This window comes from Mucilaginibacter calamicampi (assembly GCF_042676765.1).
Taxonomy (GTDB): domain Bacteria; phylum Bacteroidota; class Bacteroidia; order Sphingobacteriales; family Sphingobacteriaceae; genus Mucilaginibacter; species Mucilaginibacter calamicampi.
Genome location: NZ_JBHTHU010000006.1, coordinates 493,068 through 505,705 on the forward strand (window position 1 = coordinate 493,068; position 12,638 = coordinate 505,705).

General features: G+C 37.6%; 9 protein-coding genes. All 9 read left to right on the forward strand.

Annotation, left to right across the window (positions count from 1 at the left end):
- The first annotated feature begins 163 nt into the window (after positions 1–163).
- Positions 164–1,288 (forward strand): GDP-mannose 4,6-dehydratase, encoded by a 1,125-nt coding sequence (gene gmd, locus ACFQZS_RS11740; protein WP_377100411.1) that lies wholly within the window; start codon positions 164–166, stop codon positions 1,286–1,288.
- A 13-nt stretch (positions 1,289–1,301) separates the two neighbouring features.
- Entirely contained in the window at positions 1,302–2,246 is a 945-nt protein-coding gene (fcl, locus tag ACFQZS_RS11745) for a GDP-L-fucose synthase (RefSeq protein WP_377100569.1), read from the forward strand.
- Between the two features lie 102 nt (positions 2,247–2,348).
- The gene (rfbC, locus tag ACFQZS_RS11750; RefSeq protein WP_377100413.1) at positions 2,349–2,903 is read left to right on the forward strand and encodes a dTDP-4-dehydrorhamnose 3,5-epimerase; all 555 of its coding nucleotides are present in this window, start codon (positions 2,349–2,351) and stop codon (positions 2,901–2,903) included.
- Positions 2,904–3,017: 114 nt separating this feature from the next.
- Positions 3,018–3,875: a glucose-1-phosphate thymidylyltransferase RfbA gene (gene rfbA, locus ACFQZS_RS11755; RefSeq protein WP_377100415.1), complete on the forward strand. Its 858-nt coding sequence runs from the start codon at positions 3,018–3,020 to the stop codon at positions 3,873–3,875.
- A 45-nt stretch (positions 3,876–3,920) separates the two neighbouring features.
- On the forward strand, positions 3,921–5,318 hold the full coding sequence (locus ACFQZS_RS11760; protein WP_377100416.1) for a UDP-glucose 6-dehydrogenase: 1,398 nt from the start codon (positions 3,921–3,923) through the stop codon (positions 5,316–5,318).
- Between the two features lie 70 nt (positions 5,319–5,388).
- The gene (locus ACFQZS_RS11765; RefSeq protein ID WP_377100418.1) at positions 5,389–6,789 is read left to right on the forward strand and encodes an undecaprenyl-phosphate glucose phosphotransferase; all 1,401 of its coding nucleotides are present in this window, start codon (positions 5,389–5,391) and stop codon (positions 6,787–6,789) included.
- A gap of 225 nt (positions 6,790–7,014) precedes the next feature.
- Positions 7,015–9,507: an SLBB domain-containing protein gene (locus ACFQZS_RS11770; RefSeq protein WP_377100420.1), complete on the forward strand. Its 2,493-nt coding sequence runs from the start codon at positions 7,015–7,017 to the stop codon at positions 9,505–9,507.
- A gap of 90 nt (positions 9,508–9,597) precedes the next feature.
- On the forward strand, positions 9,598–10,581 hold the full coding sequence (locus tag ACFQZS_RS11775) for an MraY family glycosyltransferase (RefSeq protein ID WP_377100422.1): 984 nt from the start codon (positions 9,598–9,600) through the stop codon (positions 10,579–10,581).
- 106 nt (positions 10,582–10,687) lie between these two features.
- Complete coding sequence (locus ACFQZS_RS11780) at positions 10,688–12,637, forward strand: polysaccharide biosynthesis protein (RefSeq protein ID WP_377100424.1); 1,950 nt, start codon at positions 10,688–10,690, stop codon at positions 12,635–12,637.
- The last annotated feature ends 1 nt before the right edge of the window (position 12,638 follow it).

A 12,638-nucleotide genomic window follows, 5' to 3' on the forward strand; every position in this document is an offset into this window, starting at 1 on the left:
TTATATAATTTTTAATTGGCATGTTGTATCTTTATCGCATTGATAAAATGTTATTCAAAAAGTAACATTTTAAGTAAGAAGGTTCCATCATCTGAATCAATATTAAACCCAGGTGTCACATAAACGTTAATCTTACTTAGAACTATTTACAAAATATTTGAAAATGCCAAACCAAAAAAAAGTTGCTCTGCTGACCGGTGTTACCGGACAAGACGGTGCGTATTTAGTTGAATTATTGTTGTCTAAAGGCTATGAAGTTCATGGTATAAAACGTCGGAGTTCATTATTCAATACAGACCGGATTGATCATTTATATCAAGATCCACATGAAAAGGATGTTAATCTAACATTGCATTACGGCGATTTGACAGATTCAACAAACCTGATTCGTATTATACAACAAGTGCAGCCTGACGAGATTTACAATCTTGGCGCTATGTCGCATGTTAAGGTTAGCTTTGATACACCGGAATATACGGCTAATGCGGATGGAATTGGCACATTGCGTATTTTGGAAGCAGTACGTTTACTGGGTTTGACCCAAAAAACCAGGATATATCAAGCGTCAACGTCTGAATTGTATGGCTTGGTTCAGGCTGTTCCTCAATCAGAAGATACACCTTTTTATCCACGGTCGCCCTACGCTGTTGCTAAATTATACGCTTATTGGATAACGGTTAATTACAGGGAGGCTTACAATATGTATGCTTGCAATGGCATATTGTTTAACCACGAAAGCCCGCTTAGAGGAGAAACTTTTGTTACCAGGAAAATAACCAGAGCTACTGCAAAAATAGCTATGGGGTTACAAAACAAGTTATATTTAGGTAACTTGGATGCTAAACGGGACTGGGGACACGCTAAGGACTATGTGGAAGCTATGTATTTAATTTTGCAGCAAGATCAACCAGAAGATTATGTTATTGCAACGGGCATAACTACAACAGTGCGTGATTTTGTACGATTGGCTTTTAACGAAGTTGGAATAACTTTGGAGTTTAAAGGCGAGGGGGTTGCTGAAAAAGGTTATGTTGTAAGTTGCTCTAACCCTTCTTATAATGTTGAAGCCGGCACTGAAATAGTAGCTATTGATCCGAAATACTATCGCCCTACAGAAGTTGAATTATTAATTGGTGACCCAAGTAAGGCAGAAAAGAAATTAAATTGGAAGCCAAAATATCGTTTGAATGAATTGGTAAAAGAGATGGTTGCAGCTGATTTGCAGCTTTTCCAAAAAGAAAAGTTGCTGCGTGATTCAGGATACTCCATTAAAAACCAATATGAGTAAAATAGGTATTAACATGGACAAAAATGCTAAAATATATATTGCAGGCCATAGAGGGATGGTGGGGTCTGCTATTTATCGTAAACTGACCAAAGAGGGTTTCAATAATATTATTACCCGTACTTCATCAGAGCTAGACTTGCGTAACCAGGTAGCGGTTGCCGATTTTTTCGCCGATGAAAAACCCGACTATGTGTTTCTTGCAGCCGCCAAAGTAGGGGGTATTCTGGCTAATAACACCTACCGGGCTGATTTTTTGTACGATAATTTACAAATTCAAAGCAATATTATCCATTCTTCTTATCTGAATAAGGTAACTAAGCTAATGTTTTTGGGCTCTAGCTGTATCTATCCAAAAATGGCACCTCAACCTTTAAAGGAAGAGTATTTATTAACCGGGCCATTAGAATCAACAAATGAGCCATATGCTATAGCTAAAATAGCTGGTATAAAAATGTGCGATGCATATAGACAGCAATATGGGTGTAACTTCATTTCGGTTATGCCTACTAACTTATATGGTTACAATGATAACTACCATCCTGAAAATTCACACGTATTGCCGGCACTTATCAGGCGTTTTCACGAAGCTAAAGTAGCACAGGCAGACGCTGTAACCATTTGGGGTACCGGAACACCCAAAAGAGAGTTTTTATTTGCAGATGATTTGGCAGAAGCCTGTTATTTTTTAATGCAAACTTACAACGAGGAAGGTTTGATCAATATTGGAACAGGTACTGATGTGTCAATAAAAGAGTTGGCAGAATTAATTAAGCAGGTAACCGGCTATAGTGGAGCTATAAATTTTGACAGCTCAAAACCAGACGGAACTCCAAGAAAACTGATGGATGTTTCTAAACTGGAAAGTAAGGGTTGGAAACATCGGATTAATTTAGAAGAAGGCTTATCTTTAACATATCAGGATTATTTAGATAAACTAAATAAAACGGTTTTAGTATAAAAAGAATTTATTAGAATTACACATGAAAACTATTCATAACCAAAGGCTCAATTACATGGTATCAGATGTAGTAAGTTGCATTTTTAAATCATAAGGCTTGTTATGAATATTATACCATCGTCTAACCTGGAAGGGTGCATTGTAATTAAACCTAATGTTTATAACGATAACCGGGGATATTTTTTTGAATCATTTAACCAAAAAACCTTCACAGCTCTTACGGGCCATTCAGTGTCATTTGTTCAGGATAATGAATCTTTTTCTAAAAAAGGCACTTTACGAGGGTTGCATTTTCAAACTGGCGAATATGCCCAGGCTAAATTAGTTAGGGTTGTACGTGGCGAAGTGTTGGATTATGCGGTTGACTTGCGCAGATCCTCTCCTACCTATAAAAAATATCAGCCTGTACTGCTATCAGAGTCTAACCGTCACCAATTTTTTATTCCACGTGGTTTTGCACACGGATTTGTTGTGTTAAGTGATGAAGCAGTATTTCAATATAAATGTGATAATTATTATAATAAACAATCTGAAGCAGGTATTAATTTCGCAGACCCTACACTTAATATTGATTGGAAAATCGATGTTAATGAATTAATCGTATCTGATAAAGACAAAGAATTACCATTTTTTAATGAAAGTGATTTTTATTTTTAAATGATTTCTATAAAACTAAAGTAGAATTTGGCACTTCTTAAAATTGTTAGTGCAAAAGTGTAATAACTTTACACTTGAAATAAAACGATTTTATAAACGCTCTAATTTTGTAACATGAAGGGAATTATACTTGCTGGTGGCTCAGGTACACGCCTTTATCCCATTACCAAAGCAATAAGTAAACAACTAATGCCTATATATGATAAGCCGATGATTTATTATCCGCTATCAGTATTAATGCTTGCCGGTATTAAGGACATACTTATCATAACCACGCCCGAAGATCAGGCAGGGTTTATAAGACTTTTAGGCGACGGCGCAGAATTAGGGTGTAATTTTGAATTTGCTGTACAGGAAAAACCCAATGGCTTAGCTCAGGCTTTTGTAATTGGCGAAGAATTTATAAAGAATGATAAAGTCGCCTTGGTGTTAGGCGATAATATTTTTTATGGATCCGGTTTTAGTACTTTGCTACAAAGCTTTAATGACCTTACTGGAGCTGCCATATTTGCATATCCGGTAGCAGATCCTCAACGATATGGTGTTGTAGAATTTGATAGTAACTTTAATGCTCTTTCTATTGTAGAAAAGCCTGTTGCTCCAAAATCTAATTACGCTGTGCCTGGTTTATATTTTTATGACAACTCTGTTGTTGAAGTAGCTAAAAATATAAAACCGTCCGTACGCGATGAATATGAAATTACAGACGTTAATAAATGGTACCTTGACCAAAATAAATTAAAGGTTGGTTTAATGGATAGAGGTATGGCATGGCTTGATACCGGCACTTTTGATTCGTTAAGTGATGCTTCAGAATTTGTAAAGGTTATTGAAAAGCGTCAAGGCACAAAGATTGGTTGTATTGAAGAAGTTGCTTACAGAATGGGCTTTATTGATCGCGAAGCGTTACATAAACTTGCTGATAAGTACATTAAAAGCGGCTATGGCTCATACTTAATGGAACTTGTATAATTGTAAAGAAATTAAAAAACTTATTACACATTTAAATCTAAAAAAATGTCTGTAAAAAACATCTGTTGTATTGGCGCGGGCTATGTTGGTGGGCCAACTATGGCAATGATAGCAAAAAAGTGTCCCCACATCAATGTTACCGTGGTGGATCTTAATGAAGCCAGAATAGCTGCATGGAACGACGAGGACGTAAGCAATATTCCGGTTTATGAACCAGGTTTGAGCGATGTTGTTGCCGAAGCAAGAGGCAGGAACCTGTTTTTTTCAACTGACGTGAATTCAGCCATTGATATAGCTGAAGTTATTTTTATATCTGTAAACACACCCACCAAAATGTATGGAGCGGGAAAAGGGCAGGCTGCAGACTTAAAATGGATTGAACTTTGCGCACGGCAGATAGCTAGTGTAGCAAAAAATGATAAAATAATTGTAGAAAAATCAACCTTGCCCGTTCGCACAGCTAGCGCTATAAAAGATATTTTAACCCATACCGGCAGCGGTGTGTCTTTTCAAATATTGTCTAATCCGGAGTTTCTTGCTGAAGGTACAGCTGTGGAAGATCTGGACTCGCCGGACCGTGTGTTAATTGGTGGAGATGATACACCCGAGGGACAGGAAGCTTTAAGAAAGCTTGTTGATATTTATGCAAATTGGGTTCCGCGCGACAGGATTTTAACCACCAGCGTATGGTCTTCAGAACTATCAAAGTTAACAGCCAATGCATTTTTAGCGCAACGGGTGTCTTCAATCAACGCATTGTCTGAAATTTGTGAAAAAACCGAAGCTAATATAGCCGAAGTAGCACGGGCCATAGGTACAGATAGTCGCATAGGCTCCAAATTTTTAAAATCTTCTGTTGGTTTTGGGGGCTCATGCTTTCAAAAAGATATTTTAAATTTGGTTTACATAGCTAAGAGTTACGGGCTTAACGAAGTAGCAAACTATTGGGAACAGGTTATTATAATGAATGATCATCAAAAAACCAGGTTTGCCAGCAAGATTGTAAGTACGCTATATAACACAGTTAATGGTAAGAAGATAGCCCTGTTGGGCTGGGCCTTTAAAAAGGACACAAATGACACAAGAGAATCTCCGGCTATTCATGTAGCAGATCATTTGTTATTTGAGCAAGCCAATCTTGCTGTATATGATCCGAAAGTATCTGAAGAGCAAGTGTACAATGACCTGGATTACCTAAAGACCCGCGAGAGAGCAGAGAATAGAGCTAATCTGCAAGTATATCTTGATCCGTATGAAGCTTGCAAAGGGGCGCATGCTATAGCCGTTTTAACAGAGTGGGATGAATTTAAAACTTACGACTGGAAATCTATTTACAACAATATGCTTAAACCCGCTACTGTTTTTGATGGTAGAAATGTTTTAGATATTGCAGAATTAAAGGCGATTGGCTTTCAGGTTAGATCTATAGGGTCAACCCTTTAACTAGGGGTTTTATTGCATTGTTGTAGTGCTTTGGTAAAAGATATAAGGAACTAAAAAAAGATATAATTTAATGAGCCACCGATATTTAACATTTATAAAAGCGATCAATCTTACTTTTGATCATATTAGCTTAAATGTTGCCATGGTTTTGGCTTACTATTTTGAGGGTAAAGAAAACACCTTTTTTATTGAAAACATAAATTACTTGCCCATAGTATTAGTGTTTAACTTTACCTGGCTGCTTTCTGCAAATTTAACCGGATTATACGAGCAGGTTCTCAATAAGGATTCTATACGCACTTACCGCAATGTTTTTAAAACATACGTAATTTTTATCTGCATAATATGTTTTATTGTAATAATAGTAGGGCCTAAAACCTACTTTATTACAAGATCATACCTTTTATATTCATCGGTTTCCTTTAGTGTACTTTTGGCTACCTGGAAGTTGATTTTTCTTGCAATAAGAAAAAGTGACAGAGCCAGGCTTTATGATTCGCGAAATGTTGTGATCGTAGGTTCAGGCAGAATAGGAGTAGATCTTCAGCATTATTTTGAGAATAACTCTGGCCTTGGATACAACCTTGTTGGTTTTTTTGATGACAACCCTGATAATATAACTAACAAAAGAATGTACCTGGGTAGTACTAAAGAGTCAATAAGTTACGTGTTAAATAATAGGGTAGATGAGATATTTTGCGCACTACCGGTATCAGAAAAAAGTAAGATAGAGCAGTTGATGAGCGACGCCGACAAAAACCTGATACGCTTTCGCTTTGTTCCTGAGTATTACGACTACGGTATCAAACCTGTATTAATTCAAAGTTTTGGTAATATACCGGTAATATCTGTTAGGCCTGAACCGCTTGAGAACATGCTTAACAGATTTATTAAACGTGTTTTTGACATACTTTTCGCCCTGTTTGTAATAGTATTTTTCTTTAGCTGGCTGTTTCCAATACTCGCCATTTTAATACGCCTGGAATCAAAAGGGCCAATCTTTTTTACCCAGGAAAGATCTGGCAGAGACAATGATCCCTTTATGTGTTATAAGTTTAGAAGCATGAAGGTAAATGATGATTCAGACAAAAGGCAAGCCACACGAGATGATAAAAGGATAACTAAGATTGGTGCTTTTATAAGGCGTACAAGTATTGATGAACTTCCACAGTTTTTCAATGTAATAATAGGCAATATGTCGGTTGTCGGACCAAGGCCCCACATGATCAGTCATACCGAACAGTATTCAGAATTGATAGACAGTTTTATGATACGGCAGTTTTTAAAGCCGGGTATAACCGGTTGGGCTCAGGTAAAAGGTCTGCGTGGTGAAACAAAAACTACAGAAGCGATGTTAAAACGCGTTGAGGCAGATGTTTGGTATCTTGAAAATTGGTCTTTTTTGCTGGATATGAAAATAATTTTTCTTACGGTGTGGAATAGTGCTAAAGGCGATGAGAATGCTTTTTAACCTTAACTTTTTGAGTTACTATTTTTGAGGGGGATCTCCACAGTAACATAAAAAGGTAAATTGATTGAACTACTGATCAACCTGATCTATTACATAGCTAGCTAACTATTAAAATTATGATATTAGCGGCGGGCTAACCATACCTTAAATTGTATAGTATTAATTTTTAACTTTGGCCACCAAGTAGGTATTACGCGAGATAGCGGATCTCTGATTATAGTAAATATGAATAAATCAATACTTTTTCTAGTTATATTTTTTTTAGTTATTGTAAAGTTTACCCCGGTAAACGCTCAGGCAGTACCGCAAAATATGTCAACAGTTAACGTTGACGAACTTTCTGACGCGCAGATAAGGCAACTTATGCAAAACGCTCAATCATCAGGCTTGAGTGATGCGCAATTAATTCAGACAGCCCAAACCAGAGGAATGTCTTCCGCGCAGATACAACGTCTGCAAGCAAGAGTTGCCGACATTCGCAGTAAAGAAGGGAGTGCAGGATTTAACGGAAGCTCACCGGATACGGCCCAGGCCAGAGGTAGAAACTATGGGGCAGATACTATTAAAAACGCTCCGCAAGGAAATCGCGAAGACCTATTTGCAAGTATTCAGCCCAGGATATTTGGAGCTACGTTGTTTAGAAACACTAAAGTCAATTCTTTTGAGCCTAATTTAAAACTACCAACACCAGTTAATTATATACTTGGTCCTGGAGATATTTTGAATATAGAGGTTTACGGTAATTCTATAGCTAACTGGAAATTAGCGGTTAGCCCTGAAGGAAATATTAGTATACCAGGAGTAGGCCCTGTAAACGTAACGGGTAAAACAATTGAAGCGACAACGGCCTTGATAAGGCGCACTTTAATAGCTAATAGATACGCTATAGGAAGGGGTACGGAGCTAAAGGTAACTTTAGGTGATATACGCAGTATAAAGGTTCTGGTGCAGGGTCAGGTTATGCGTCCCGGCACATATACTTTGTCGTCATTATCAACAGTTTTTTTTGCGTTATACGCGGCAGGGGGCCCTAATGATATCGGTTCTTTTCGTGACATTGAAGTAATTAGAGACAATAGAATAATAAGGCATCTTGATTTATATGACTTTTTAGTAAAAGGCAGTCAGAAAGACAATATCGGGCTTAAGGATCAGGATCTGATACGCGTACCATCTTACCGTTTGCGAGCAGAATTAAAGGGTGAGGTAAAAATACCGGCAATTTTTGAAGTATTACCTGGCGAAACCTTGCAAACACTGCTTGACTTTAGCGGAGGATTTACCGACGAGGCTTATACAGCGCGTATCAAAATAAACCAGGTTTCAGACCAGCAACGTAGAATTACAGAAGTTTTAGAGGCAGATTTTAAGAGCTATATACCATTGCGGGGAGATAGATTTGTTGTTGAACGAATACTTGACCGTTTTGAGAACAGAGTAGTTATTAATGGGGCGGTGTTCAGACCCGGCCAATTTGAATTGCAAAAGGGATTAACGGTTTCGCAGTTAATTAAGAACGCAGGCGGTTTAAAAGAAGATGCCTTTACCGGTAGGGCCAGCATAATAAGACTTAACCCTGATAATACTACACAGCAAATATCATTTAATTTATTTGACGCAATAAATAAAGCTGGTGCTGATATAGCGTTGCAACGGGAGGACATTATAACCATTTCATCATTATTTGATCTGCGTGATAAATACAGGGTGGCCATACAAGGAGAAGTTAGAAATCCGGGCGACTTTGCGTATGCGGATAGTATGAAAGTGGCAGATCTTATTGTGCTGGCGGGTGGCTTTTCTGAAGGTGCGAGCGCCAAAAGGATAGAAGTATCCAGGCGAGTGTTTGACAGCGACCCCCGTGCAATTAATAGCAAAGTTGCTCAGATATTTACAGTAGATGTTAACAGCAGGTTGCAGGAGGATGGCATGGGTTTTACACTTAAACCATTTGACATTGTGTCAATTTACGCTTTGCCGGGCTACGAAACACAGAAAGTTGTATACGTAGAAGGCGAGGTACTGTATCCGGGGCCTTTTACAATTCAAAAAAAGAATGAAAAGATTTCTGACATTCTTAAAAGGGCCGGGGGGTTAACCTCGTCTGCTGACGTAGATGGAAGTAGTTTAAAACGTGATAATGAAGCTATTTTAGGCGTTAGCAAAAGCAAGGCCGATGCGAATGCAGAGCGAAATGCACGGTTGCGACAGTTTCAGAGAACATATTCTACCAAGGATATAGACTCGGTAAAAACAAACACCGATACTGCCCAACTTAGAAACAATTACATAGGAATTAACCTTAGAAAAATATTGAAGGACCCGGGAGTAGGTGACGACATTATATTAGAGAACGGCGATGTATTGCGTATACCCAAACAGCAACAAATAGTTAAGGTAAATGGCGAGGTGCTTTATCCAAGCGCAATTGTATACAGTAAGGGTAAAAGCTTCAGGGGCTATGTACTTAACTCGGGCGGATATTCTGCAAGAGCACTAAAGCGTGGAGGATATATTGTTTATGCCAACGGATCTGTTAAAGCAACAAGGAAGTTTTTATTCTTTAACGTCCACCCTTCAGTAAAGCCCGGAGCAGAAATATATGTTCCTAAAAAACTGCCTTCGCCAGCTACTACGGTGCAAACTATATTAGGTTTTACAACAGGTTTGGCCTCTTTAGGAGCAATAATACTGGGTATAGTAAGCTTAAATAAATAGCATTTGTTATTTAGCGTTAGCGCACACAGCAATTATTGTTTAAGCTTTACAAAGCATTCCAATCATGAAGCAACAGAATAAAAGATAGCTATGATAAAATGGTATCAAATTGTTTTGCTGTTCTTTACGCTCTTTGGCATTGAATTGATTTATTTCCGCTTAGCCGAAAATTATAACATCATTGATCGCCCCAATCATCGTAGCTCGCATACAAAGGTAACAATACGGGGTGGGGGAGTTATTTTCACCATTGCAATACTGTTGGCCACCATTTTACAGGGTTTTTCGCAAATTTATTTCGTTATCGGTTTGCTTTTTATAAGCTTTATAAGCTTTATTGATGACTTAAGCCCCTTAAATAATCGTATAAGAATACTGTTTCATGTAATTGCAGTAGCATTTCTATTTTATCAGCTTAATCTCTACAGTCTTCCTTTCTACTTAATTTTACTTGTATTTATTTTTGTAATAGGTACGCTCAACGCCGTTAACTTTATGGATGGCATTAACGGTATTACAGGTGGATATGGCCTGGTAGCTTTGTGCACTTTGTGGTTTTTAAACACACAAATTGCATTTACTACGGGCGTTTATTTATTAGCAGCTATAGTGGGTGTATTGGTTTTTTGCTTCTTTAATTTTCGTAAAAAAGCAAAATGTTTTGCCGGCGATGTAGGCAGCATGAGCCTTGCGTTTATAATACTATATTTTGTGTTACTGGCTATTATAAACACCCAAAATATTAAGTATATAATGATACTTTTTATTTATGGAGTTGATGCGGTAACAACAATTTTATTAAGATTTTGGCGAGGCGAGAATATATTTAAAGCACACCGAAGCCATTTTTATCAATTCCTTGCAAACGAAAAACAAATGCCTCATTTAATGGTTGCGTTAATATATATGATAATGCAAGCCTTAATTAATATTATCTTAATAACCGCAGATATTAGCAACTTATTATGGTTTATTCTTTATATTGTGATTGGGGTTACTATATTTGTTCTGTTAAGAATAAAAATGGAGGGGCGGGACAGGCTTTTTAAAAAAGTTGATGCTAATAATAATTAATTTAGCCTAGGCACTTATAATTGTGTTCCCCCTGATACTATTAGATTGGCTTGGTAAACAATATCTTTAAGAAATTGTTAATGAACGGACATCTATACCAACTACTATGAATTCGTATACGTATTTAGGGCAGCTTAACGTTGTTCCACGATGGATAATTTTTGCGCTTGATTTATCTATAAGTATCTTATCTCTAATTGGTGCATATTTAATCAAATACAATTTCAATCTTTCTACCCTTGACCAAGTTGAATTTAGCCGCAATATATTAATACTTACTTTCTTAAGCATCGGGGTTTTCGGCTGGATAAAAACCTATGCCGGTATTATAAGATATACAGGTATGCAGGACACATTACGCATACTGTTTGCCGTTCTGGTTAATTTTGGCACTTTCTTTTTAATAAATATTGCATCAAGCGCTTTTTTACAACATTCCATAATATCCAATGGTGTTTTAGTCATCATGTCTTTAAGCTGTTTCCTGCTTATGGTTGCTTACCGTATTGTAGTGAAATATGCTTTTATTTACTTCCGTAATTTAAAGCTGGATGAGAAGAACATTGTAATATACGGAGCTGGAGAAGCGGGTGTGGCAGCCAAGCGTTCATTTGATAACGCTTACAAAGTAAATCGCAAAATAATAGCATTTGTTGATGATGATCTTCGCAAAGTAGGCAAAACTATTGGTGGTGTAAGAATATTTAATGCCAGCGAACTGCCGCGATTAATAGCTGATCAAAAAATTGATGAACTTGTTATTGCTACCTACTCTTTGCCTATAAATCATAAAAACAAGTTAGTTGATATGTGCCTTGAGAACAGCGTTAAGGTACTTAATATACCTCCACATAATGAGTGGGCTGATGGTGAGTTACTTCCGGCTCAGATACAGAGCATCAATATTGAAGATTTGTTGAACCGGGAGCCAATTGAAATTGACACAACCGGCATAAAAAGAGAGTTGGGCGGTAAACGTATATTAATAACCGGTGCAGCAGGCTCTATAGGAAGCGAAATTGCACGTCAGTTAACGTCATTTAATACATCACTCATAATCTTATGCGATCAGGCCGAAACGGCATTGCATAGTTTGTATTTAGAGCTTTCAGAAAGTGCACCTCATGCAAATATCTGTCCGTTTGTTGGTGATGTAAGAGACAAAGCAAGAATGGAGTTTCTGTTTGATGCCTATAAGCCTCATTACGTATACCACGCCGCAGCGTACAAGCATGTTCCCATGATGGAAGATAACCCGGCAGAGGCTATTAAAACCAACGTGTTAGGTACCCGCACCATCGCCGATCTATCAGTAAAACACAGCGTGGCAAAGTTTGTAATGGTTTCTACCGATAAAGCGGTTAACCCAACTAATGTAATGGGGGCCTCTAAGCGCATTGCCGAGATGTATGTACAATCTTTGAATAGAGCTATAAGCAATCCCAACTTTAAAGTTTTAAATGGCTTTAGTAATTTGGCGGGTAAACATAATACACGTTTTATTACAACAAGATTTGGAAACGTACTTGGTTCTAACGGTTCCGTTATTCCGCGGTTTAAGCAGCAAATTGAAAAAGGCGGGCCGGTAACAGTTACACACCCTGATGTAACACGTTATTTTATGACGATCCCTGAAGCTTGCCGCCTTGTACTTGAGGCCGGTTGTATGGGCAAGGGCGGTGAGATATTTATATTTGACATGGGCAGATCAGTGAAAATTGTTGAGTTGGCTAAGCGAATGATAAAGCTGGCCGGCCTTATTCCTGATCAGGATATTAAAATAGAGTATACCGGGTTAAGACCAGGAGAAAAACTGTTTGAAGAGTTATTAAATGATAGCGAAAATACCCTGCCTACTCACCATGAAAAGATTATGATAGGCCAGGTTAACGAGTTTTTATTTGTTGAAGTGGAATCTCAAATTAGTGAATTAATAGAAAACGCACAGAAAAGCGACGATTTAGCTGTTGTAAAGTCCATGAAGAAAATTGTACATGAATTTAAGAGCGAAAACTCTATTTTTGAGGAGTTAGATCTGGTATCCAAGGCGGTATAAT